The 24,099-nt window shown below is 41.9% G+C and carries 21 protein-coding genes and 1 other annotated feature; of the genes, 20 read left to right on the top strand and 1 reads right to left on the bottom strand.

Going from position 1 to position 24,099, the window contains the following annotated elements; all coding sequences use genetic code 11:
• Positions 1-133: 133 nt before the first annotated feature.
• The 18 genes from icd (at position 134) to MHI41_RS13120 (ending at position 20,495) form a co-directional block, all read left to right on the top strand.
• Positions 134-1,405: an NADP-dependent isocitrate dehydrogenase gene (gene icd, locus MHI41_RS13205; protein WP_008346060.1), complete on the top strand. Its 1,272-nt coding sequence runs from the start codon at positions 134-136 to the stop codon at positions 1,403-1,405.
• 34 nt (positions 1,406-1,439) lie between these two features.
• Complete coding sequence (mdh, locus tag MHI41_RS13200; RefSeq protein WP_007501693.1) at positions 1,440-2,378, top strand: malate dehydrogenase; 939 nt, start codon at positions 1,440-1,442, stop codon at positions 2,376-2,378.
• A gap of 187 nt (positions 2,379-2,565) precedes the next feature.
• On the top strand, positions 2,566-3,294 hold the full coding sequence (locus MHI41_RS13195) for a response regulator transcription factor (RefSeq protein ID WP_007501691.1): 729 nt from the start codon (positions 2,566-2,568) through the stop codon (positions 3,292-3,294).
• The gene (locus tag MHI41_RS13190) at positions 3,287-5,029 is read left to right on the top strand and encodes an ATP-binding protein (protein WP_342494241.1); all 1,743 of its coding nucleotides are present in this window, start codon (positions 3,287-3,289) and stop codon (positions 5,027-5,029) included. Before MHI41_RS13195 ends, MHI41_RS13190 begins: the two co-directional genes overlap by 8 nt.
• A 254-nt stretch (positions 5,030-5,283) precedes the next feature.
• Positions 5,284-7,923, top strand: coding sequence for a DNA polymerase I (gene polA / locus MHI41_RS13185; RefSeq protein ID WP_342494240.1), 2,640 nt, complete (start codon positions 5,284-5,286; stop codon positions 7,921-7,923).
• Positions 7,924-7,948: 25 nt separating this feature from the next.
• Positions 7,949-8,782 (top strand): DNA-formamidopyrimidine glycosylase, encoded by an 834-nt coding sequence (gene mutM / locus MHI41_RS13180; protein WP_017358266.1) that lies wholly within the window; start codon positions 7,949-7,951, stop codon positions 8,780-8,782.
• A gap of 174 nt (positions 8,783-8,956) precedes the next feature.
• Positions 8,957-9,589, top strand: coding sequence for a sporulation membrane protein YtaF (gene ytaF / locus MHI41_RS13175; RefSeq protein ID WP_048001856.1), 633 nt, complete (start codon positions 8,957-8,959; stop codon positions 9,587-9,589).
• A 13-nt stretch (positions 9,590-9,602) separates the two neighbouring features.
• A complete protein-coding gene (gene coaE / locus MHI41_RS13170; RefSeq protein ID WP_079919754.1) occupies positions 9,603-10,208 on the top strand; it encodes a dephospho-CoA kinase in 606 nt (201 codons plus the stop codon).
• 172 nt (positions 10,209-10,380) lie between these two features.
• The gene (locus MHI41_RS13165; RefSeq protein ID WP_008346043.1) at positions 10,381-11,403 is read left to right on the top strand and encodes a glyceraldehyde-3-phosphate dehydrogenase; all 1,023 of its coding nucleotides are present in this window, start codon (positions 10,381-10,383) and stop codon (positions 11,401-11,403) included.
• A gap of 235 nt (positions 11,404-11,638) precedes the next feature.
• Positions 11,639-12,019 (top strand): adenosylmethionine decarboxylase, encoded by a 381-nt coding sequence (gene speD / locus MHI41_RS13160; RefSeq protein ID WP_003216492.1) that lies wholly within the window; start codon positions 11,639-11,641, stop codon positions 12,017-12,019.
• Positions 12,020-12,204: 185 nt separating this feature from the next.
• Complete coding sequence (locus MHI41_RS13155) at positions 12,205-12,591, top strand: hypothetical protein (protein WP_057079219.1); 387 nt, start codon at positions 12,205-12,207, stop codon at positions 12,589-12,591.
• Between the two features lie 4 nt (positions 12,592-12,595).
• The gene (gene nrdR, locus MHI41_RS13150) at positions 12,596-13,054 is read left to right on the top strand and encodes a transcriptional regulator NrdR (RefSeq protein ID WP_003216720.1); all 459 of its coding nucleotides are present in this window, start codon (positions 12,596-12,598) and stop codon (positions 13,052-13,054) included.
• A gap of 99 nt (positions 13,055-13,153) precedes the next feature.
• Positions 13,154-14,578: a replication initiation and membrane attachment family protein gene (locus tag MHI41_RS13145; RefSeq protein WP_052320466.1), complete on the top strand. Its 1,425-nt coding sequence runs from the start codon at positions 13,154-13,156 to the stop codon at positions 14,576-14,578.
• A gap of 17 nt (positions 14,579-14,595) precedes the next feature.
• Positions 14,596-15,525, top strand: coding sequence for a primosomal protein DnaI (gene dnaI / locus MHI41_RS13140; RefSeq protein WP_008346034.1), 930 nt, complete (start codon positions 14,596-14,598; stop codon positions 15,523-15,525).
• 32 nt (positions 15,526-15,557) lie between these two features.
• Positions 15,558-16,196 (top strand): TVP38/TMEM64 family protein, encoded by a 639-nt coding sequence (locus MHI41_RS13135; protein ID WP_007501676.1) that lies wholly within the window; start codon positions 15,558-15,560, stop codon positions 16,194-16,196.
• A 60-nt stretch (positions 16,197-16,256) separates the two neighbouring features.
• On the top strand, positions 16,257-17,126 hold the full coding sequence (gene ytxC / locus MHI41_RS13130) for a putative sporulation protein YtxC (RefSeq protein ID WP_282833753.1): 870 nt from the start codon (positions 16,257-16,259) through the stop codon (positions 17,124-17,126).
• Positions 17,127-17,169: 43 nt separating this feature from the next.
• Positions 17,170-17,417 (top strand) — a binding site (T-box leader).
• Between the two features lie 45 nt (positions 17,418-17,462).
• Positions 17,463-19,403, top strand: coding sequence for a threonine--tRNA ligase (gene thrS, locus MHI41_RS13125; protein ID WP_282833754.1), 1,941 nt, complete (start codon positions 17,463-17,465; stop codon positions 19,401-19,403).
• A gap of 171 nt (positions 19,404-19,574) precedes the next feature.
• Positions 19,575-20,495: a methyl-accepting chemotaxis protein gene (locus MHI41_RS13120; protein ID WP_282833755.1), complete on the top strand. Its 921-nt coding sequence runs from the start codon at positions 19,575-19,577 to the stop codon at positions 20,493-20,495.
• A gap of 55 nt (positions 20,496-20,550) precedes the next feature.
• Here the strand turns inward: MHI41_RS13120 and MHI41_RS13115 are convergent, their stop codons facing one another.
• Positions 20,551-21,330, bottom strand: coding sequence for an HAD family hydrolase (locus MHI41_RS13115; RefSeq protein ID WP_019743726.1), 780 nt, complete (start codon positions 21,328-21,330; stop codon positions 20,551-20,553).
• Between the two features lie 177 nt (positions 21,331-21,507).
• Between MHI41_RS13115 and MHI41_RS13110 the strand changes: the two genes are divergently transcribed.
• Together MHI41_RS13110 and MHI41_RS13105 are read left to right on the top strand one after the other, a co-directional pair.
• Positions 21,508-23,265, top strand: coding sequence for a sensor histidine kinase (locus MHI41_RS13110; protein WP_138826244.1), 1,758 nt, complete (start codon positions 21,508-21,510; stop codon positions 23,263-23,265).
• Positions 23,262-23,999 carry a LytTR family transcriptional regulator DNA-binding domain-containing protein gene (locus MHI41_RS13105; RefSeq protein ID WP_048002761.1) on the top strand — a complete coding sequence of 246 codons (738 nt, stop codon included), beginning with the start codon at positions 23,262-23,264 and terminating at the stop codon, positions 23,997-23,999. The genes MHI41_RS13110 and MHI41_RS13105 overlap by 4 nt, the downstream gene beginning before the upstream one ends.
• Positions 24,000-24,099 lie beyond the last annotated feature (100 nt).

The raw sequence follows: 24,099 nt of genomic DNA, 5'->3' as shown, positions 1-24,099 counted from the left end.
GCGGAGGCTGATCCATCTAAACCAATCAGCCTCCATATCAACAAAAAACGAATCATGTGAAAAACTTCTTGGCTTGCAGACATCAAGCTTGGAAGTTTCAAATATTCACTACATAACCTGGGAGGTAATATCATTGTCACAAGGCGAAAAAATTACAGTTACTGGCGGCGTATTGAATGTACCAAATAATCCAATTATCCCGTTTATCGAAGGGGACGGAATCGGTCCTGACATTTGGAAAGCAGCATCAAGAGTTCTTGAAGCAGCTGTAGAAAAAGCATATAAAGGTGAAAAGCAAATCACTTGGAAAGAAGTATATGCAGGTGAAAAAGCTTACAATAAAACTGGCGAGTGGCTTCCAGAGCAAACACTTGAAGACATTCGTGAATATTTAATCGCGATCAAAGGACCACTGACAACACCAATTGGTGGAGGAATCCGTTCATTGAACGTGGCACTAAGACAAGAGCTTGATTTATTCACATGCTTACGTCCAGTTCGCTGGTTCCAAGGCGTACCATCTCCTGTGAAACGTCCAGAAGACACAGACATGGTCATCTTCCGTGAAAACACTGAAGATATCTATGCAGGAATCGAGTATGCAAAAGGATCAGACGAAGTGAAGAAGTTAATCGACTTCTTGAAAAACGAATTAGGTGTGAATAAAATCCGTTTCCCAGAAACATCAGGTATCGGAATCAAACCAGTTTCTGAAGAAGGAACATCTCGTCTTGTCAGAGCAGCGATCCAATATGCGATTGACCAAGGCCGTAAATCTGTGACACTTGTTCACAAAGGAAACATCATGAAATTTACAGAAGGAGCCTTCAAAAACTGGGGCTACGAAGTGGCTGAAAAAGAGTTTGGCGACAAAGTCTTTACATGGGCACAATATGATCGTATTGTAGAACAAGATGGAAAAGATGCGGCAAACAAAGCGCAAAGTGAAGCAGAAGCTGCTGGCAAAATCATTGTCAAAGACAGCATTGCAGATATTTTCCTTCAACAAATTTTAACTCGTCCAGCTGAGTTCGATGTTGTCGCAACAATGAACTTAAACGGAGACTACATCTCTGACGCACTTGCAGCACAAGTTGGTGGAATTGGTATCGCACCTGGTGCAAACATCAACTACGAAACAGGACACGCTATTTTTGAAGCGACTCACGGAACAGCACCGAAATATGCTGGTCTTGATAAAGTGAATCCATCTTCTGTTCTTCTATCAGGCGTGCTTTTACTTGAGCACCTTGGATGGCAAGAAGCTGCTGATCTAGTGATTCAATCTGTTGAAAAAACAATTGCATCTAAAGTCGTCACGTACGATTTTGCTAGATTAATGGACGGTGCAACAGAAGTGAAATGTTCTGAGTTTGCTGACGAGCTCATCAAAAACTTGTCTTGATTCTTAAACTTTAAAGTTAAAGGGGAAAAAGGAAATGGCAAACAAGCGTAAAAAAGTATCTGTCATCGGAGCAGGCTTTACTGGAGCAACTACAGCATTTCTAACAGCTCAAAAAGAATTAGCGGATGTCGTATTAGTGGATATCCCTCAGCTTGAGAACCCGACAAAAGGGAAAGCACTTGACATGCTGGAAGCAAGCCCTGTTCAAGGCTTCGATGCGAATATTACAGGAACTTCTAACTACGAAGATACAGCCGGTTCTGATGTCGTGGTCATTACGGCAGGAATTGCAAGAAAGCCGGGAATGAGCCGTGACGACCTCGTGTCAACAAATGAAAAAATCATGCGCAGTGTGACACGTGAAATCGTTAAATATTCTCCAGAAGCGATCATTGTTGTGTTAACAAACCCTGTTGATGCAATGACATATGCAGTTTATAAAGAATCAGGATTACCAAAAGAAAAAGTCATCGGACAATCAGGAATTCTTGATACAGCACGTTTCCGTACGTTCGTTGCTCAAGAATTAAACCTATCTGTGAAAGATGTGACGGGCTTTGTTCTTGGCGGACATGGGGACGACATGGTTCCTCTTGTACGTTACTCTTATGCAGGCGGTATCCCGCTGGAAACATTAATTCCTAAAGAGCGAATTGATGCAATTGTTGAAAGAACAAGAAAAGGCGGCGGTGAAATCGTTAACCTATTAGGTAACGGTAGTGCGTATTATGCACCTGCTGCTTCACTCGTTGAAATGGTTGAGGCGATCTTAAAAGATCAACGCCGCGTCATGCCGACGATTGCATACCTTGAAGGTGAATATGGCTACGAAGGCATTTACCTTGGCGTTCCAACAATCGTAGGTGGAAACGGCCTTGAGCAGATCATCGAGCTTGAGCTGACAGAAGAAGAAAGAAGTCAGCTTGACCGTTCTGTTGAATCTGTAAAGAACGTCATGAAAGTATTGTCTTAATATGAATAAAAAAGAAGGCTTCTCGTATGAGGAGTCTTCTTTTTGTTTACAAAACCAATCTTGTCGAAATTTTAAATTGTTCTCTTGTTAAGCTTTCGTTAAAATGAAAGAGAAAGCATGACTTCTCGCTTTTCACATAAGATACAAAAAACCGGATGCAGGGGAAATCACTAATTGGAGGCACAACATGAATAAAAAAATATTAGTTGTGGATGATGAAGAATCAATTGTAACACTTCTAAGCTATAACCTTGAAAGGGCGGGCTACGATGTCGTCACAGCAAGAGACGGAGAAGAAGCGCTTGAAAAAGCAGCAAGTGAACAGCCTGATCTGATTGTGCTTGATTTAATGCTTCCGAAAATGGACGGCATTGAAGTGTGCAAACAACTGAGAATTCAAAAAATGATGTTCCCTATTTTAATGCTGACAGCAAAGGACGATGAATTTGATAAGGTGCTCGGTCTTGAACTTGGAGCCGATGATTACATGACAAAACCTTTCAGTCCTAGAGAAGTGGGTGCTCGGGTAAAAGCCATTTTGAGAAGAGCACAGCAATCTCAGCCGGCTCCCGTGCAAGAAGAGAAGGAAGAGATCATTGCAGACCAAATCAAAATTGGAGACCTGCGCATTTTACCTGAACATTACGAAGTCTATTTCCAAGAAGAACGTCTAGAGCTCACGCCAAAGGAATTTGAACTGCTTCTTTATTTGGCTAAGCATAAAGGCCGTGTCCTTACGCGTGATCTATTGTTAAGTGCGGTTTGGAATTATGACTTTGCAGGTGATACTCGTATTGTGGATGTGCATATCAGCCACTTGCGGGACAAAATTGAAAAGAACACGAAAAAACCAACATATATTAAAACCATTCGAGGCTTAGGCTACAAATTGGAGGAGCCAAAGCCAAATGAGTAAAGTGAGAACCCGCCTTTTTTCTGGGCTCATTTTTCTCCTGTTTATTGTGTTTGTTGCGCTTGGTCTTTTCTTGGATCATATGTTTCATATTTTCTATGAAACAAAATTAACCGAACGAATGGAAAAGGAATCGAGTTTTCTCCTTTCTTCAATGAATGTTGAAGATTTGAACGCGGAGCAAAACAAGAAGATTCTCAATCAAGCAAAGCAGCATCTCGATATGAATGCGTCGATTGTGGACGTGAAGGGGAATATCATACATACAACGGGTCAAGCAGAACAAAGAGCCGTCATTTTAAACACGCTGGAAAATGAGCAGCTCCAAACAAAAGGAACGTTCATTGAGGATGAGAAAGATGCGCTGTTTCATTATGCAGTTCCAATGATGAAACAAAACGAACCGGCGGGATATTTATTTCTTCATGCTTCATTCCAGCCTTTGAATGAGATTGATGGTCAGCTCTGGCTTGCATTAGCCTTTTGTCTTGGTTCAGCCATCATTATCATCGTCTTTTTTGGCTATCGCATGTCGATGAAGTATGTAAAGCCGATTGATTATGCCACAAAGGTGGCCAAACAGCTTGAACGAGGGAACTATGATACAAATAACTATGAAGAGCTGATCATTGAAACAAGTGAACTCAATACATCAATGAAGCGTCTGGCAGAAAGTCTTCAAGACATGACAAGCGCTGGCGAAATGCAGCGAGATCGTCTGCAAACAGTCATTGAAAACATTGGAGCGGGGATTATTTTGATTGATAAAATGGGCTATATTCACTTAGTCAATCGAACATTCCGCAAGCAATTCAAAGTGCAAAAACATATTTACATGCACAAGCTGTATCATGAAGCCTTTACCCATGAAGAGATTATTGAGTTAATAGACGAAATTTTCATGACAGAAACCAAGGTCCGAAAGTTTTTACGTCTCGCTGTTGACATCGAGCGGCGTTATTTCCAAGTCGATGGTGTTCCGATCTTAAGTACGGACGATGAATGGAAAGGAATTGTTCTTGTATTTCATGATGTGACAGAAACAAAGCAGCTAGAACAAATGAGAAAAGACTTTGTCGCTAACGTGTCACATGAATTAAAGACACCGATCACGTCAATTAAAGGCTTTTCTGAAACACTTCTTGATGGTGCCATTGACGACAAAGAAGCGCTGACACAATTTTTGTCTATCATCCTAAAAGAGAGTATTCGTTTAGAAACGCTCATCCAAGACTTACTTGATCTCTCGAAAATTGAACAGCAGCATTTTAAGCTGAATATTCAAGAAGCCAATGCGACAGAAATCATTCAAGAGATTGAAGTGCTGCTAAAACAAAAGGCTGCTGAAAAAGGCATTGACCTACAAGTGCGTGTCCCGAAAGAGCCGGTCTATGTCATGGCAGATCCGCTGAGATTAAAACAAATTTTCCTCAACCTGATCAATAATGCCCTCACCTATACACCAGAGGGAGGAAATGTCACGATCACAGCAAGACAGAGGAAAGACAGCTATGAATTTGATGTAGCAGATACAGGGATCGGTATGAAAAAGAGTGAAATTCCAAGAATATTCGAGAGATTTTATCGAATTGATAAAGATAGAAGTAGAAACTCAGGCGGTACAGGGCTTGGTCTTGCCATTGTCAAACACCTTGTCGAAGCACATGAAGGAACGATTTCTGTTCATAGCAAACAAGGCAAAGGGACGACGTTTACCGTGAGTTTAAAGTCAAAATAGAGAAGAATGGAAAGTGGCGTTAAAATTTACATGATCTTTACAATGAATTCATGTTTTGTTAATCAATCATTGGTAGGATGAATAGGAACCCCTTCATCCAAGGAGCCAATTTTGGAAGGACGAAAACACTTGTTGTTTTCGTCCCTTTTTTATGCAGGCTCGTCTATTTTCTTTTCAAAATAAACTTTGATAAAATGAACATACAATGTGCGAAAGAGACGGCTGAGCCGGCTCAGTCGATGGAGGATTAAAAGATGACAGATCAAAAGAAATTAGTACTTGTGGATGGAAACAGTCTCGCTTATCGAGCCTTTTTTGCTTTGCCGCTATTATCCAATGATAAAGGCGTACATACAAATGCCATTTATGGCTTTGCGATGATCTTAATGAAGATGCTGGAAGACGAGAAGCCGACTCATATGCTCGTAGCATTTGATGCGGGTAAAACCACCTTCCGTCACGAGACCTTTAAGGAATATAAAGGCGGAAGACAAAAAACTCCGCCAGAACTATCAGAACAAATGCCATTCATCCGTGAGCTATTAGATGCTTATCAAGTGAAAAGGTACGAGCTTCCGCAATACGAGGCGGATGACATTATCGGCACACTGGCTGTAGAGGCAGAAAAGGACGGCTTTGAGGTCAAGATCTTCTCAGGAGATAAAGACTTAACGCAGCTTTCAACAAACCATACAACAGTAGCCATTACGAAAAAAGGGATCACAGAAGTAGAATATTACACACCGGCACATATTGAAGAGAAATACGGACTCAGGCCAGATCAAATCATCGACATGAAAGGGCTGATGGGAGACTCATCAGACAATATTCCTGGCGTGCCTGGTGTTGGTGAAAAAACAGCGATCAAATTACTAAAACAGTTTGAAAGCCTTGAAAATCTGCTTGATCATATTGACGAAGTCAGCGGGAAAAAGCTAAAAGAAAAGCTTGAAGAATATAAAGAACAAGCGGTGATGAGTAAAAAGCTGGCGACGATTCTCGTAGAAGCACCAATAGATGTATCAAGCAAAGAGCTCGCCTATGAAGGTCCTCACATGAAGCAGGTCATCTCGCTTTATAAAGAACTGGGCTTTCAAACGCTGCTAGAGCGTTTAGGAGAAGCGCCAGAATCAGATGAACCAGTTGAAATAGATGAAATAGATGTGAAGAAAATGACAGATGTTACGGAGGACATGCTGACAGATCACGCTGCACTTGTGGTAGAACAGCTAGGAGACAATTATCACGAAGCCGATTTGATAGGGTTTGCGATCCATAATGAGAACGGTGCATTTTTTATGACAAAAGAAGATGCCCTGCAATCTGAAGCATTTAAACAATGGGTACAGGATGAAACGAAGAAGAAATGGGTCTTTGATTCCAAAAGAGCGGTTGTTGCGCTCAGATGGCATGATGTTGATCTTAAAGGTGTCGATAACGATGTCCTGCTCGCTTCCTATGTGGTCAATCCGCAGAAATCTTATGAGGACGTTGCAAGTGTGGCGAAGGAATATGGCCTGAACATTGCCCTTTCCGATGAAAAAGTTTACGGAAAAGGAGCGAAACAGGCGATTCCACCTGAAGAAGAGCTAAAAGACCATCTTGGAAGAAAAGCAGCAGCGATCTCTGCGCTGCATGATTTGACCCTTGAAGCGCTAGAAAAAAATGATCAGCATGAGCTGTATGAAGATTTAGAGCTGCCACTTGCCCTCATCTTAGGTGAAATGGAATCTCTTGGGGTAAAAGTGGATGTTGAACGTCTTCAGAAAATGGGTGAAGAACTCACGAAGAAGCTGAAGGAATATGAAGAAACCATTCATCGGTTAGCAGGAGAAACATTTAACATCAATTCACCGAAGCAACTTGGTGTGATTTTATTTGAAAAATTAGGACTACCTATTATCAAAAAGACCAAAACAGGCTACTCTACGTCTGCGGATGTCCTTGAAAAGCTTGAAGACAAGCACGAAATTATTCGGTCCATTCTGCATTACCGTCAAATAGGAAAGCTGCAATCCACTTATGTGGAAGGCTTAATGAAAGTGACGCGAAAAGATACGCATAAAGTGCACACAAGATTTAATCAGGCACTTACACAAACAGGAAGACTAAGCTCAACAGATCCAAACCTTCAAAATATCCCGATTCGTTTAGAAGAAGGCCGAAAGATTCGTCAAGCGTTCGTCCCGTCAAAAGAAGGCTGGCTCATGTTTGCGGCTGATTATTCTCAAATTGAGCTGCGTGTACTCGCGCACATTTCTCAAGATGAGAACTTGATTGAAGCCTTTACCCAAGATATGGATATTCACACGAAAACAGCAATGGATGTGTTCCATGTGTCAGAAGAAGAAGTGACTTCCTCTATGAGAAGACAGGCCAAAGCTGTCAACTTCGGAATCGTGTATGGAATTAGTGATTATGGACTGTCTCAAAACCTTGGGATTACAAGAAAAGAAGCAGCGGCCTTCATTGAACGTTATTTAACAAGCTTTAAAGGCGTGAAAACCTATATGGAAGACATCGTGCAGGAAGCAAAACAAAAAGGGTATGTGACCACGCTTCTTAAACGTAGACGATATATTCCAGATATCACAAGCCGTAATTTTAATGTGAAAAGCTTTGCGGAAAGAACGGCAATGAACACACCGATCCAAGGAAGTGCCGCCGATATCATTAAAAAAGCGATGATTGATATGGCACGAAAGTTAAAAGAAGAGAACCTGCAGACAAATCTGTTATTGCAAGTGCACGATGAACTGATTTTTGAAGCGCCACAAGAAGAAATCGCCATATTAGAAAAAATCGTCCCTGAAGTCATGGAAAATGCACTTCAGCTCGATGTGCCGCTAAAAGTCGATTTCGCTTCAGGTCCATCTTGGTACGACGCAAAATAAAGAGAGAGAAAAAGGAGCGAGGAGCATGCCGGAATTACCAGAGGTAGAAACCGTCCGGCGCACTCTTCAGCGGTTAGTCAAAGGAAAAACGATTGAAACGGTCGATATCAAATGGCCAAATATCATCAAACGTCCTGGGGAACCGGAAGAGTTCGCTAGAAGGATGGTAGGAGAAACCATTCAAACCATTGAAAGAAGAGGGAAGTTTCTACTCTTTCATTTAGACCACTATGTGATGGTCTCCCATTTAAGAATGGAAGGGAAATACCGTGTACATGAAACTGGTGAGCCTTATGATAAACATGTACACGTCGTCTTTACGTTCACAGATGGTACCGAACTTCGGTACCATGATGTCCGTAAATTTGGGACGATGCATCTATTTCAGCCAGGCGAAGAAGAAAAAGAACTTCCGCTATCACAGCTGGGATATGAACCTTTTTCAGACTCATTTACACCAGAATATTTATGGGAGCAATTAAAGAAAACCTCCCGCGTGGTCAAAACGGCTTTACTTGATCAAAAGATTGTGGTTGGCCTCGGTAATATTTATGTAGATGAAGTGCTGTTTAAATCAGGCATTCATCCAGAAACAAAAGCGAATCAGCTAAGTCTTGCATCTTGTAAGGTGCTCCACAAACATATTATTGATACGCTTCAAGTGGCTGTTGATGCAGGAGGTAGCACCATTCGTTCCTACATCAATTCACAAGGTGATATTGGGACTTTTCAATTACAGCTTCTTGTATATGACCGGCGGGGAGAACCTTGCCAGACGTGCGGAAGTATCATAGAGAAAACAGTGGTGGGAGGGCGCGGCACTCATTTTTGTGTGACCTGCCAAAAACGCCCTTCATAAAAGTAAGCCGTCAGCATGCTTCCTTTTTGCCATGCATACGATAAAAAACATTCTTTTTTCAGCAAGGTGTAGACTGACACACAGCCCACCTGCTCTTCATATAGTGAAGAAGAGTCTAAGGACGCCTAGAGACTCTTGATCATCGTTGCATGAACAGAAAGGAAGAGTACAGGTATGATTTCGTTTTCGCTTCTGTTTTTAGCTATTGCCGTCAGCATTGACAGCTTTTCTGTAGGTTTTACGTATGGTCTTCGCAAGATGAGGATTCCATTTAAAGCCATCGTTATTATTGCTTGCTGTTCAGGAATTGTGTTGCTCATTTCCATGCTGATTGGCAGCCTGCTCACGACATTCCTCCCTGTCTCAGTGACAGATAAACTGGGTGGAGGCATTTTAATTGCTATCGGACTTTGGGTTCTGTATCAATTTTATAAACCAGCGAAAGAGCGTGATTTGCTCCTTCATGAAAAAACACTTCTCAATGTAGAAGTGCAGTCTCTTGGGCTTGTCATTCATATTTTGCGAAAGCCTACAAGTGCAGATATTGACCGCTCTGGCACCATTAATGGAATGGAAGCGGTGCTTCTTGGAATTGCTTTATCCATCGATGCATTTGGTGCAGGGATTGGTGCAGCGATTCTTGGTTTTTCTCCAATTGTCATGAGCATCGCGGTCGCTGTGATGAGTTCTCTTTTTGTATGCATCGGACTGCGTGCGGGTCATTATTTGGCCAATTGGCGCTGGATCGATAAACTCGCATGCTTACCAGGGCTGTTGCTCATTTTAATTGGGGTGTGGAAGCTGTAAAGGAGGAAATGAATTGACGCTCGTCATTGGATTAACAGGCGGGATTGCTAGCGGAAAAAGCACAGTCTCGCAGATGATAAAAGAGAAAGGCATTCGGGTGGTGGATGCAGATATCATTGCAAAAGAAGCGGTTTCTAAAGGAGCGCCTGCCCTTCATCAAATCGTTCAAACTTTTGGTGAAGAGGTTCTTCTGCCAAATGGTGAACTGAACCGGCAGCAGCTTGGAGCGATCATTTTTTCTGATGAAGAGAAAAGAAAACAGCTCAATGCCATCGTTCATCCTGAAGTCAGAAAGGAAATGCTCAAGCAGCGTGATGAAGGGGTGAGCAACAATGAAACATTTGTTGTGCTTGATATCCCGCTCCTATTCGAGAGCAAGCTGGAAGGGCTAGTCGACCGTATCATCGTTGTGTACACGACGCCTGATTTGCAGCTGTCGCGGCTCATGAATCGAAACGACTTGAGTGAGGAAGAAGCGCTGAATCGCATTCACTCCCAGCAGCCTCTTGAGGAAAAATGCCAAAAAGCAGACCGCGTGATAGAAAACACAAAAGATCTCGCTTTTATGAGAAAGCAATTAGAGAACATATTAAACGAATGGGAACATACAGATAAGTAAGAGTACATACAGTACTCTTCTTTTTTTATGTTTTTTTCTTAAAATTCTTTGAAAAGAACAGCCCTTTTTTGAAAATATACGTTTATATACTGGCAATTACATTCTAATGTGATATACTAATTTCATAAATAAATTTATTGAGTATAACACATAATAGAGGAGTGACCTGTTCATGAAGGTAAAAGCAGCGATCAATGGGTTTGGCAGAATTGGACGCATGGTCTTCAGAAAAGCAATGCTTGATGATCAAATTCAAATTGTAGCGGTGAACGCAAGCTATCCTGCCGAAACGCTAGCACATTTAATTAAATATGACACAAATCATGGACGTTACGAATGCGATGTGACAGCAGAAGATGACGCTTTGATTGTCAATGGAAAAAGAGTGCTTTTGCTTAATAATAGAGATCCAAAGCAGCTTCCATGGGGAGAGCTTGGGATTGATATCGTCATAGAAGCAACAGGGAAATTTAATTCAAAAGATCAAGCGATGGGCCATATAGATGCCGGAGCGAAAAAAGTCGTACTTACAGCTCCAGGTAAAAATGAAGACGTTACAATTGTGATGGGTGTCAATGAGGATGATCTTGATCCTGAAAAGCACGTCGTTATTTCAAACGCATCTTGTACAACAAACTGCTTAGCACCAGTTGTCAAGCTGTTAGATGATGAATTTGGCATCGACAACGGCTTAATGACAACGGTTCATGCTTATACAAATGATCAAAAAAATATCGACAATCCCCACAAGGATTTGCGCCGGGCAAGAGCATGTGCTCAGTCCATCATTCCAACGACGACGGGTGCCGCTAAAGCGCTTTCTTTAGTGCTGCCGCATATGAAAGGAAAATTGCATGGGCTTGCGCTTCGTGTGCCGGTTTCAAATGTGTCGATGGTTGATCTTGTGGTCGACTTGAAAAAAGATGTCACAGCTGAAGAGGTCAATGCTGCCTTTGCAACGGCTTCAAAAACATCTCTTGCTGGCATATTAGATTACACCGATGAACCACTTGTCTCCACAGACTTTAACACAAACCCTTATTCTGCTGTCGTTGATGGACTCACAACGATGGTGATGGAAGGCAGAAAAGTAAAAGTTCTTGCATGGTATGACAATGAATGGGGCTATTCTTGCAGAGTGGTTGATCTTGTAAAGTTTGTTGGTTCCCAGATGAAAGAGCTTTCAGCTGTTTGAAATGAGGAAGACTGAACGTCCCTTTTCAAGAAATGAGAGAAAATCCCACTAAAAACACAGCTTGCAAAATGGGTCTAAACAAAGTATACTATTTTTCGTGAACTTCTTGTTCGCAGACTCATTCGGGTATACTTAAAGGGTTAGGACCTCTTTGGACTAACTTTCCCCCGTGGTATATGTCCGGTCCGGCTGCTTAGAACTTCACTCTTTCATTCTTGTTTAAGGGGGGTCCATGATGGAAACAATCGGACGTCACGTTATCTCCGAGTTATGGGGATGCGACTGTGATAAACTGAACGACATGGATTTTATTGAAAAAACGTTTGTAAATGCAGCTTTGAAATCAGGAGCTGAAGTAAGAGAGGTTGCTTTTCACAAATTTGCACCTCAAGGAGTAAGTGGAGTTGTCATTATTTCTGAATCTCATTTGACAATTCACAGCTTTCCTGAACATGGTTATGCGAGCATAGATGTTTATACTTGCGGCGATCTAGATCCGAATATTGCAGCAGATCATATCGGAGATGAACTAGGTGCTGAAACAAGAGAAAACATCGAAATTCCTCGAGGCATGGGACCTGTACAAGTGAAACAGGCGCAAGCCAAAGCACTGTAAACATAAAAAAGATTGCAATGGGAGCTGGCCAAAAGCATTAAATGCCTTTGTGTTATGCTCCTTTTTATATTTGTTCCATACACGGGCATCCAGCATGATCTAACCTGTCTATACTTTTGTTCTAGGAAAACAAAGGTTTTTTTTATAAAATAAAGAAGAGGGTTTATGACAAAGGGGATACGTGTATGACTTTAGGGCAAAAGCTAAAACGATTCATTTCAAATCATACAGAAACATCTGACCATCATCCAGTGTCAGAGCTGAAAAGCCATTACTACAAATCGACACAAACTCAAGTTTTCCAAACGGTAGAAGCCGTTCTTTCAAGAAACGATTCCTATCAAGTGACATCTGTTTCAGCAGAACGAGGTGAAATCAGCGCAAACATACGAACGCCGAAAAAAGCTTTTCTCGTGGCGACTGTCATTTCAATTCGTCCTTTTGAAACAGCTGTCGATTTTAATGTGACAACAGAAACAGCACTGCCAACAGACTTTGGCTACAGTCAAAAGGCTGTTTTGTCCCTTTATAAAGAACTAGACAAACAACTTCCAAGAACAGATCGGAGCTGATGAAATGAAATGTCCCACATGTCAGCACCTTGGCACAAGGGTGCTTGATTCAAGACCAGTAGATGAAGGAAAATCCATTCGTCGGAGAAGAGAGTGTGAAAGCTGTCAATATCGCTTCACGACGTTTGAAAAATTAGAAGAATTGCCATTGATTGTGGTGAAAAAAGAAGGAATTCGAGAAGAATTCAGCCGGGAAAAGATGCTAAGAGGCCTCATCAAAGCGTGTGAAAAACGTCCTGTCGCTTTAAAACAGCTCGAGGATGTCTGCTTTAACATCGAGAAGGAATTGCGTAACCAAGGCATGTCAGAGGTGAAAAGCGAGCTTGTAGGGGAAATGGTGATGGACGAGCTGGCGAAAATTGATGAAGTGTCTTATGTCAGGTTTGCCTCGGTTTACCGTCAGTTTAAAGATATCAATGTGTTTATTGATGAATTAAAAGATTTATTAAAGAAAGAACGCTAAAAAAGAGCTGAAGATTCTTCATGCTCTTTTTCCTGCGTAAAGCGTAAAACGCAAAAAGAGTGTACAATGAAGACAACCGTATTAAGGGAGGATCAGCATATGACAGAGCATTGGAAGGAAGTGCTAGCCGTCGATCCGTATGTCGTCAAAAGCGCTTCATTGCTCGGTGACATCGATAGACAGCTTATTACTCTTTTATATCAGCCGCTTATTGGCATGTCCGCTTTCAGTTTATACATGACGCTATGGGGAGAGCTGGAACAAAATCGAATGTGGGGGAAACCCGCACCTCACCGTCAGCTGATGGTGATGCTGCAAACGAATTTAAATGATATTTTTGAGGAGCGCTTAAAGCTTGAAGCGATCGGATTACTCCGCACATATGAACAGGAAACGGAAGAAGGCAGACTGTTTACATATGAGCTCGTGCCGCCGCTGAGACCGGATGAATTTTTCCAAGACGGTATGCTGAATGTCCTTTTGTATCATCGGGTAGAGAAAGCAAAATATATGCAGCTCCGTGATTATTTTTCTTATCCAGGAGTTCCTGCTGATGCAAAGAACATCTCCCGATCGTTTGAAGAAGTGTTTCACGTCTTGCAGCCAGGAGAGCGCAAGATGACAGAGGAAATCAATCAGGCGTCATCGCTTGATGAGGGCTACGAATATGTGACAGTTGGCTCAAGTCAGCCTGCACCGCTTTCAGATGAATCTTTTGATTTTGATCTCCTGTTAGCAGGCATGTCGGACATGATGATTCCGAGAAAAGCTTTGACAAAGCAAGTGAAAGAGACAATTAAGAAGTTAGCGGTCGTCTATGGCATCACACCGCTGCAAATGCAAAATATTGTCGCAGGTGCCTGTGGTTCAGATCAGATGATATCAACTGAGGATCTGCGAAAAGCAGCGAGAGACTGGTATCAAATTGAATACAGGGGCGAACAGCCGAAGCTGATTGATCAAAAACAGCCAAGGCATTTACGTCACGATGCCACGCAACAGCCAGGTGCAGATGCGCCTGATGCGAAATTGATTGAAAAGCTTGATCATATTTCGCCTAGAGAGCTTCTAAAAGATATGGCAGATGGCATTGAGCCAACATATGCAGACTTAAGAATTGTTGAAGATATTATGCTTGAGCAGCAGCTAGAGCCTGGGGTCATGAATGTCCTGATCTACTATACACTGCTAAAAACGGATATGAAACTGTCCAAAACATATATGCAGAAAATCGCCGCCCATTGGGTGCGAAAGAAAATCAAAACCGTGGCAGCTGCTATGAAAATTGCCAAAGAAGAGAATAGGCAAATGACAGAATGGGCGCAGCAAAAAAATAAGCGTCAATCCTATGGATCAGGAAAAGTGATCCGCGAGGAGAAGCTGCCTGACTGGATGAAAGAAGCTGAAACGAAAGAACAGCCCGCAAAAGAACAGACAGATAACTTGTCTACAGAGGACCTTGAACGAGAAAAAGAAAAATTGTTAGATCAGTTTAATAATATGAAAAAGTACAATGCACATTAATGTGAGGTGAGATGGAGATGAAACCGATCGGTCGTTCATTTGATCAGCTAAAAGGGCGGGTAGATTTTCGCGTGAGATACAATCAGATTAAAGAAAGTGTCCTAGCTGATGAAGATGTAAAAGCTTTTTTAAAGGAGCATCAAGAGGACATCCAAGAAGACATGATCAATCGCAGTTTGAACAGGCTCTTTGAATATGTACAGCAATCAAAGGGCTGTTCTTACTGCTTAGAGGAAGAGAATGTAAATGTCATTTTAGACGGGTATCACCCGAAGCTTGTGATCAAAGGTCAGAGCATTGATATTGAATATTCCCCTTGTCCTGTCAAACTGCGGCTTGATAGACAGAAAAAACAGCAAGAACTCATGAAAAGTATGTATATTCCGCAGAATGTTCTTCAAGCGACGTTTGCTGATTTAAATGTGGTTGGAAGACAAGAAGTCATTCAAAAAGTAGGTCAATTCTTGCAAAGTTATGATGAAACAGGTAAGGGCAAAGGCCTCTATTTACATGGAAAGTTTGGGGTCGGAAAAACATTTATTCTGGCAGCGATTGCGCAGCAGTTAGCGGTAAAAGAGTATCCATCTCTCCTTGTATACGTGCCTGAATTTGTGAGAGAGTTAAAAAATTCGTTAGCCGATCATACACTCGAAGAGAAGCTGAATATGGTCAAATCAACACCGATTTTAATGCTTGATGATATTGGAGCAGAGTCGATGACAAGCTGGGTACGAGATGAACTTTTAGGAACAATCTTGCAATACCGCATGGCAGAGCAGCTGCCGACTTTTTTCTCTTCTAATTTCTCACCGAATGAGTTAAAGCATCACTTTACGTACTCACAGCGCGGGGAAAAAGAAGAGGTGAAGGCAGCTCGATTAATGGAACGTATTCTCTACCTAGCTGAACCAGTTTTGCTTGAAGGGGAAAATCGCCGTCATTTATAAAAAGATAGGTCACGTGAAGGGGAGCGGATAAGATGAACAAAAGAAAATGGCTGCTTTTTCTCGTGATTGGCGTTCTAGCTGCTGTGCTATGGTGGCTCAACAAACAGCATCTTCAACTGTCGCCGAAAGATGTGAAGAATTGGATTCTTCAATTTGGGATGCTGGCTCCCTTTGTCTTTCTTTTCTTATCACTTTTTCGTCCATTTGTGCTTGTCCCTCTCACCGTCTTTTCGCTGGCAGCGGGTTTGGCATTCGGCAGTGTCCTTGGGACCATTTATGCCTTAGCTGGTGCGACAGCAGGTGCAACAGGATCTTTCCTGCTTGCCTCAACCTTCCGTTCAAACAAGCAGGAAACTGAATCAAGCAATCGGAAGCTAAAAGCGGTGACGTCCCGTATTCAAGAGCATGGATTTCTTTATATCCTCTTATTACGCATTGCACCCATTCACTTTGATTTTGTCAGTTATGCCGCAGCAGCTTCACGTGCGAATTATCGTGCATTTGCGGCAGCTACTTTTTTAGGATTAATACCTGGTACTGTGGCGTTAAATGTCCTTGGATCAAGCTTTGTGAGCGGAAATTATGCCGCCTTAGCGATTGTTTGTTTGATTTATTTGATCTTTATCTCAGTGCCACTGATTTTAAAAAGAAAGATGCCTGATTTATTTTAGGCGTCTATTTTTTATGTTCCCCCCATATATATGTAACAGATGTCGTTAGGGGGGACAAACATGCTTGAAATAATCTTTGAAGATGAATATGATACCGCCGCTTTTTTACATCTTGCTGAACACTTGGACAGTCGGCATCACATTTCGATTCAACAAGGGAAAGACCGGCTTCTCATAGAAGCGAAGAAATCAGGAGAAGCCATAGAGCACATTGTGCGGACATTGCTGATTCACTTTTTTTTGGAATGCAAAGAAAATGAACGCATGCGCAGCATCCTTGAAAACACATACTTATTTAAAGATCCAGAAGAGCAGCACCAAATTCTTTCAATCGCACATAGCATCATGAAAGGGGATCTAGATGATATCCCTGGAATTCATCAAGACCCGCCGAGGGAGGATCTGTTAAAAAAAGAGCTTGAGACGATTTCTTTACAGAAAGGTGTTTTTTCCATTGGTTCATTTATGACATTTAGGCTCTCAGCGTATGACAGAAGGCTGAAGAACTATGTTGAAGTATCCATCGAAGAATATAAAATGGAACAAGAATATCAAAACTTTATTCAATCCCTTCGAGACTATGTGATGTCAAGAGAACCTAAGCTTGAAAAAGTACATGTTGTGCATCAGGACCGCCTGATGATTTGGGAATTTCGGTACGCTTCTGAGCGTGATCAAAAACAATACATAGACAGACAGTTTGTAAGAGAGCATCCAATGTATATTGATTCGCAGTTGATTGCACCGCTTGTATCCATTGCGCCACAAAAAATTGACCTATTTACAGATGATACAGGTCACTCGATGGTGCAAACCATTCAAAATATTTTTCAAGAAAGAGTCGAGGTATTCCCGCCTCATTCGTTTCAAGATCAGCATGTACAATTTGTTCCTAGCCATTTGGAAAAGAAAAGTGAAAAGCTTTCTTGATTTTCACGAAAAAACGTTTTATAATACGGTGTAACTTCATACAGAGACCGTATTGATAAGGACATGAACAAATGAACACCCGCTTAAAGAGAGGGAAGCCGCGGCTGAAAGCTTCCTAGCAGAGGACCATTTGCTTTACCACCTTTGAACATCAGCTGTGAACTGTTTAGTAATAGCTGACGGGAATTCCCGTTATTGAACCACAAGCCGTATTTGCTTTTGACAAAGCAAGCTGCAAATACGGGAAAAAGGGTGGAACCACGATTCCGTTTATTCAACCTCGTCCCTTTCCAGGGGGCGGGGTTTTTATATTGCCAAAAAAAGGAGTGACTAGAGATGTCAGAACAAATTCAACTTACATTTCCCGATGGAGCAGTCAAGGAGTTTGACAAAACAGCTACAACAGAAGACATCGCGGCATCAATCAGCCCAGGCCTAAAGAAAAAAGCGCTTGCCGGTAAATTGAACGGCAAAGAAATAGATCTGCGTACGCCGCTGTTAGAAAGTGGAACAATTGAGATCATCACAGATAAGAGTGAAGAAGCGCTCGATATTATGCGCCACAGCACAGCGCATTTACTAGCACAGGCAATCAAACGCATTTATGGAAAAGAGCATCACGTCCAGTTTGGCGTAGGCCCTGTCATCGAAAATGGCTTTTACTATGATGTCGACATCGATGTAGCGATTACACCTGAAGATTTACCAAAGATTGAAAAAGAAATGAAAAAAATCATTAACAGCAATTTGCCGATTGAGCGCATTGAAGTTTCAAGAGAAGAAGCGAAAGCACGCTTTGAAGCAATTGGCGATGAATTGAAGCTCGAGTTGTTAGAGGCAATCCCGGAAGGCGAAGCTGTCACAATTTATGAGCAGGGTGAATTCTTCGATCTATGCCGCGGCATTCACTTGCCGTCTACAGGGAAAATCAAAGAATTCAAGCTGTTAAGCCTTGCAGGTGCTTACTGGAGAGGCGACAGTAACAACCAAATGCTTCAGCGTATTTACGGAACAGCTTTCTTCAGCAAAGAAGAATTAAACGAGCATTTACGTCTGCTTGAAGAAGCAAAAGAGCGCGATCACCGTAAACTAGGAAAAGAATTGAAACTGTTTGCGAACTCTCAAAAGGTGGGCCAAGGTCTTCCGCTCTGGCTGCCAAAAGGGGCAACAATCCGCCGCGTCATTGAGCGTTATATTGTTGATAAAGAAGTACGCCTTGGTTATGAGCATGTGTATACACCCGTTCTTGCGAGTGTGGAATTGTATAAAACATCAGGCCACTGGGCGCATTATCAAGAAGATATGTTCCCGGTCATGGAAATGGACAATGAAGATCTTGTTCTCCGTCCAATGAACTGCCCGCACCATATGATGATTTACAAAAACGAGCCGCATAGCTATCGCGAATTGCCAATTCGGATTGCAGAGCTTGGTACAATGCACCGTTATGAAATGTCAGGTGCTTTATCCGGCCTTCAACGTGTTCGCGGGATGACATTAAACGATGCCCATATCTTTGTTCGTCCAGATCAAATCAAAGATGAGTTCATCCGTACAGTTCGTTTAATTGAAGAAGTGTATCAAGACTTCGGTTTAAATGATTATACGTTCCGCTTATCTTACCGTGATCCAGAGGATACAGAGAAGTATTTTGACGATGATGCGATGTGGAATAAAGCGCAGTCCATGCTGAAAGATGCAATGGACGAGCTTGGACATGACTACTATGAAGCAGAAGGCGAAGCGGCATTTTATGGTCCGAAGCTTGACGTCCAAGTAAAGACGGCCCTTGGAAAAGAAGAGACTTTGTCTACTGTACAGCTAGACTTCTTACTTCCAGAGCGTTTCGATCTCACATATATCGGAGAAGATGGAAAACATCATCGTCCGGTTGTCATTCATAGAGGAGTTGTGTCCACAATGGAACGCTTCGTTGCCTTCTTAATTGAAGAATACAAAGGAGCTCTTCCAACATGGCTGGCACCTGTACAATTCCAAGTCATCCCGGTTTCACCATCTGTCCATTTAGATTACGCGAAAAAAGTGCAAGAACGTTTGCAGCTTGAAGGACTGCGTGTAGAACTAGACAGTCGTGATGAAAAAATAGGGTACAAAATTAGAGAAGCGCAAATGCAAAAGATTCCGTACATGCTGATTGTCGGTGATCAAGAAGCAGAAAATGGCGCGGTCAATGTAAGAAAATATGGGGAGCAAGATTCAGAAACAATGGACCTCGAAGCTTTTGTGAAACATGCAGTCGCAGAAGCAAAAAAATAATGAAGGCAAACGAAACAGTCAGTGATCTCATCTCTTGAGGTTGCTGGCTTTTTTCTTATGGAAAAAAATTCTCCACTGGTGATCCAAGTGCGCAAATGATACGTTTAGATAGTACTAAAGTATGGGTAAGTATGTACTATTAGATAGAGGCAAATTGGGGGAATGAAAGCGATGATTCAAACAACAAACACTTCATCAACACAAGTATTGGAGCAATCAGCTGTGCTTCGTGCGCTAGAGCACTCACTGGCGATGATTGAATTTGATGTCACAGGTAAGGTCCTATGGGTCAATGATATTTTTGCAAAAGCCATGAGATATTCAAAGGAAGAAATGATTGGTTTAAAGCATAGACAGTTTTGTCCTCCGCATATTGCAGAAGACGCAAGTTATCAAATGTTTTGGAAGCGTTTGAAGAATGGTCAAGTGTTTCAGGAAAAGGTGCAGCGGATCACGAAGTACGGTGACACCTTATGGCTTGAAGCGACGTATACACCAGTGCTCAATGAAGAGGGGAACGTAGTGGCCGTCGTGAAAGTGGCAACAGATATTACGGAGAGAGAAAACACAATGAAGCAGGTAGTAGAAGACCTAAAGGATATGTCTGCAAAATTAATGGAGCGAGCGGAAATCGGCATCCAGCATAGTCAAAGTGTAAATGCTTCTTTTGAACATATTGCGAGTGAAACGGATCAAAACATGAGTTTGCTAGAAGGGCTAACAGAGCAGGTGGAGTCGATCAGCTCAATTGCTACAACGATTAACAGTATCGCTTCCCAAACGCAGCTGCTCGCATTGAACGCGGCCATAGAAGCTGCGCATGCGGGTTCCTATGGAAATGGCTTTAGTGTCGTAGCGGCAGAAATCCGTAAGCTTGCGACAGATTCAAAGGAAGCGATCGTAAAGGTGGATCGTTATGTGAAGGCGATCCATTTAGAAGTTGAAAAGGTCAGCAACGGAACAAGCCGTGCAAAGACAAGTGTGTTTACAAACCGGGATCTTGTCAAGCAAGCAAGCGAGGAATTCATGAATGTAGGAGAAGCAGCACGAGGCTTAGATCGTCAAGCACAAAGTTTAGCAGCAATTGTTTAGCCGAAAACGAAAAAACACCCAATCTCGATCAGGAGAAGGGTGTTTTTCCTATGGTTTATTTTAAAATATCAAACAATTCGTGTAAGTCTTTAATTTCATAATCTGGTGTCACATCTGTTTCATTTTTCTTGCCATGACGATTGATCCAAACGGTTTGAATGCCTACGCGAGAAGCTCCGAGAATATCTGTTTTTGGATTATCTCCTACCATGATGACGTCATCTTTTGTGAGATTTAACAGCTGAAGGCAGTGCTCAAAGATGCCAGGATCAGGCTTTCCTTTCCCATAATCTCCTGAAATCACAATTTCATTAAAGTAAGGGGCAAGTTCCGGGACACCTGCAAGTTTTTCTTTTTGCAGACTAGGATCTCCATTTGTTAAAAGGAGTAATTCATAGCTGCCCTTCAGGCGCTCTAAAACAGGATACGTTTCTTCATAGACATACGGGCGTTTTCTGCGCTCTGCTGCAAAGAAATCTGCTAAGTATTGACCAAATGCTTCATCGTCAATTCCTGCCTCTTTTAAGCCGTTCGTCCATGCGTTTTTGCGATACTCTGGTGCAAGGGCGTTCAGCTTTTGAAAGCCTTCGCTAATCGGCTCACTAAAATTAGACCACAGTCCTTCAAAAGGATTAATGCCAATCATAACAGTATAATCATATGTTTCATAAGAAGAGTACAGCTTTCTTGCTTCTTCACGCACGATCTGTTCAAACGATTCTGGATCAAGTCCATATTTCTTTTCCGCTTCCCTGCATGTTTCCTGAAAAGTGGTATGAATGCTTTTTTCATCCCAAAGCAAAGTATCATCTAAATCGAAAAATACGGCTTTCATGATCTTCTCCCTTGTTATGTATGTAGTTACCCTCAATTGCATGTGACAGGCTCATGTTCATTTTACAATAGAAGGAGAGGGCAATAAAGAAAAGATTTGAGAGATTTTTGAGCATTGACCGTGCATGATAGAATAGATAGACAGTAGATATCACATACATCAATTGGGGTGGCCGGTTTGCTTCATTTAATTATTATGATGATTGAGCGTGTAGGAATCATCGTTATTTTGGGATTTGTGCTTGCCCATGTGAAGGGCTTTCGCAATCTCTTACTACATAATCAAGGGTTTCGAAAAAAAGCAATCCTTGTCTTTATTTTTGCTTCTTTTAGTATCATCAGCAATTACACTGGAATTGAAATCCAGCAGCAGATTGTGATGAACCACGAATTTTCATATCACCTAGGCTCATCAAGTTCTATCGCCAATACGAGAATTATGGGGATCGAAATGGGCGGCTTAATAGGGGGGCCGTTTGTAGGGATTGGTGCTGGGCTTTTAGCTGGCATTCATCGCTATTCACTAGGAGGGAGCACCGCGCTTAGCTGCGCAATTTCTTCCATTTTAGCCGGTGTGATTGCAGGCTATGTCGGCAGGCGATTTAAGCGGAAGAATCGAATGGTCACACCGCGACAAGCAGCGATTTTTGGTGTAGCGATGGAATCTTTACAAATGGTCATTATCCTTCTGTTTGCGAAGCCATTTGCTGATGCTTGGGGCCTTGTGAGTATTATTGCGTTGCCGATGATCTTTGTGAATGGAATCGGGAGTTTTATCTTTTTATCCATTTTACAGTCAGTAATTCGCCAAGAAGAGCAGGCGAAAGCGATGCAGACACATCGAGTATTTTCTATTGCAGATCAAACACTTCCTTATTTCCGGCAAGGGCTAAACGAACAATCATGTAAAAGTGTGGCAGAAATCATTCATCGTTTAACAGAAACAGATGCTGTCTCCTTAACAGATACAGAAAAGATTTTAGCGCATGTTGGAGATGGAACAGATCATCATATTCCATCGAAAAGCCTGATTACAGGGTTGTCTAAGCAAGTGTTGATGAGTGGAAAGATTATGAAGGCGCATTCGAAAGATGACATCAATTGTTCAGTCGCTCACTGTCCTCTTGAAGCAGCCATTGTGCTACCACTCACGTCTAATGGTCAAACAATCGGAACATTAAAAATGTATTTCAATTCTCCAGTCGGATTAAGCAGAGTAGAAGAGGAGCTTGCAGAAGGTTTGGCGATGCTTTTTTCCACACAGCTTGAGCTTGGGGAGGCTGAGACCCAAAGCCGTCTGCTGAAAGATGCAGAGATCAAGGCGCTTCAGGCCCAGGTGAATCCGCACTTTTTATTTAACGCCATTAACACCATCTCCGTTTTGTGTAGAACGAATGTAGAGATGGCAAGGAAACTGCTACTGCAACTGAGTATTTATTTTCGATCAAATTTACAAGGCGCCCGCCAGCTGCTCATTCCAATGCATAAAGAAATTCAGCATGTGGAGGCTTATTTATCACTGGAACAAGCGAGATTTCCAAATAAATATCAAGTGACCTTTCAAATTGAAAAAGAGCTGGAACAGGTGATGATCCCTCCCTTTGTGCTTCAAGTGCTTGTTGAAAATGCAGTGAGACATGCTTTTCCTAAACATCAAACAAATTGTGAAGTCATCGTATCCGCTTTGATAAAAGATGGGCATGTCTATATGAAAGTCACAGATAATGGCCAGGGGATTGAAGACGACAAGATGGCTCAATTATTAAAATCGCCAGTTGAATCAAAAGAAGGAACAGGTACAGCACTTTATAATTTAGACCAGCGGCTAAGAGGAATTTTTGGCCGGCAAGCTGCTTTATCCATTCATAGTGACAAAGGCACTGACATCTCATTTCGCATTCCAATGGATTATGTAAAAAAGGATGATTCTCGTTGATAAAGGTATTGATTGTAGATGATGAAGTTTTAGCAAGAGACGAATTAAAATATTTGTTACAAAGAACAAAAGAGAATGTTCAAATAGAGGAAGCGGAAAATATAGAATCTGCTTTTGACCGGATGGTCGATCACAAGCCCGATTTGCTCTTTTTAGATATCGATTTATCAGGTGAGAATGGATTTGATATTGCCAAAAGACTCAACCGAATGTCTGATCCGCCAGCGATCGTATTTGCTACAGCATTTGATCAATATGCGCTGAAGGCGTTTGAGGTGAGTGCACTAGATTACTTAACAAAGCCTTTTGATGAAGAGCGGCTTTTGCAAACGATGCAAAAGTTTAAGAAGTGGAAAGCTATTGAGACGCAGGAGCCGTCTCTTTCAGAAGACAAATTTTCTCACAACCAAAAATTAGCGATCTCTGTCGATGAGTCTATTGTGATCTTGCAGGTTGACGAGATTATGTATGTAGGGCTTAGTGAAGGAAAAAAGGTTGTGAAAACAAGAGATCATATGTATGAGGTGACAGAACCGCTTGTGGTCATTGAAAAGAAATTACCCGAGGCTTATTTTATGAGAGTTCACCGAAGCTATATCGTCAACACGTCTCATATGAAAGAAGTACAGCCTTGGTTTAATTCAACGTATAATCTTCATATGACAGACGGGTCTATCGTCCCTGTCAGCCGAACATATGCGAAAGAACTAAAGAAGTCGCTCCTATTAGAATAGGGCGGCTTTTTTCATTTGTATTTCAATCCTCATTTTTTGCATTTCAGTCAGGATATTAGGTGAGTTTTATTGTAAACGCTTCATTTGTTTGTTTCATGCC

Origin of the sequence: Bacillus sp. FSL M7-0307, from assembly GCF_038627835.1 — a bacterium.
In the GTDB taxonomy this organism is placed as follows: domain Bacteria; phylum Bacillota; class Bacilli; order Bacillales; family Bacillaceae; genus Bacillus; species Bacillus altitudinis.
The sequence above is the reverse complement of the archived record's forward strand: the minus strand, read 5'-3'. Positions and strand labels throughout refer to the sequence as shown.

What these genes read in the sequence shown, in the direction of transcription:
- MHI41_RS13195 (WP_007501691.1), top strand. Translation starts at nt 2,566, where the DNA reads ATGAATAAAAAAATATTAGTTGTGGATGATGAAGAATCAATTGTAACA.
- mutM (WP_017358266.1), top strand. Translation starts at nt 7,949, where the DNA reads ATGCCGGAATTACCAGAGGTAGAAACCGTCCGGCGCACTCTTCAGCGG.
- MHI41_RS13190 (WP_342494241.1), top strand. Translation starts at nt 3,287, where the DNA reads ATGAGTAAAGTGAGAACCCGCCTTTTTTCTGGGCTCATTTTTCTCCTG.
- MHI41_RS13145 (WP_052320466.1), top strand. Translation starts at nt 13,154, where the DNA reads ATGACAGAGCATTGGAAGGAAGTGCTAGCCGTCGATCCGTATGTCGTC.
- ytaF (WP_048001856.1), top strand. Translation starts at nt 8,957, where the DNA reads ATGATTTCGTTTTCGCTTCTGTTTTTAGCTATTGCCGTCAGCATTGAC.
- mdh (WP_007501693.1), top strand. Translation starts at nt 1,440, where the DNA reads ATGGCAAACAAGCGTAAAAAAGTATCTGTCATCGGAGCAGGCTTTACT.
- MHI41_RS13165 (WP_008346043.1), top strand. Translation starts at nt 10,381, where the DNA reads ATGAAGGTAAAAGCAGCGATCAATGGGTTTGGCAGAATTGGACGCATG.
- ytxC (WP_282833753.1), top strand. Translation starts at nt 16,257, where the DNA reads ATGCTTGAAATAATCTTTGAAGATGAATATGATACCGCCGCTTTTTTA.
- thrS (WP_282833754.1), top strand. Translation starts at nt 17,463, where the DNA reads ATGTCAGAACAAATTCAACTTACATTTCCCGATGGAGCAGTCAAGGAG.
- polA (WP_342494240.1), top strand. Translation starts at nt 5,284, where the DNA reads ATGACAGATCAAAAGAAATTAGTACTTGTGGATGGAAACAGTCTCGCT.
- dnaI (WP_008346034.1), top strand. Translation starts at nt 14,596, where the DNA reads ATGAAACCGATCGGTCGTTCATTTGATCAGCTAAAAGGGCGGGTAGAT.
- nrdR (WP_003216720.1), top strand. Translation starts at nt 12,596, where the DNA reads ATGAAATGTCCCACATGTCAGCACCTTGGCACAAGGGTGCTTGATTCA.
- MHI41_RS13120 (WP_282833755.1), top strand. Translation starts at nt 19,575, where the DNA reads ATGATTCAAACAACAAACACTTCATCAACACAAGTATTGGAGCAATCA.
- MHI41_RS13115 (WP_019743726.1), bottom strand. Translation starts at nt 21,330, where the DNA reads ATGAAAGCCGTATTTTTCGATTTAGATGATACTTTGCTTTGGGATGAA.
- MHI41_RS13155 (WP_057079219.1), top strand. Translation starts at nt 12,205, where the DNA reads ATGACTTTAGGGCAAAAGCTAAAACGATTCATTTCAAATCATACAGAA.
- speD (WP_003216492.1), top strand. Translation starts at nt 11,639, where the DNA reads ATGGAAACAATCGGACGTCACGTTATCTCCGAGTTATGGGGATGCGAC.
- MHI41_RS13135 (WP_007501676.1), top strand. Translation starts at nt 15,558, where the DNA reads ATGAACAAAAGAAAATGGCTGCTTTTTCTCGTGATTGGCGTTCTAGCT.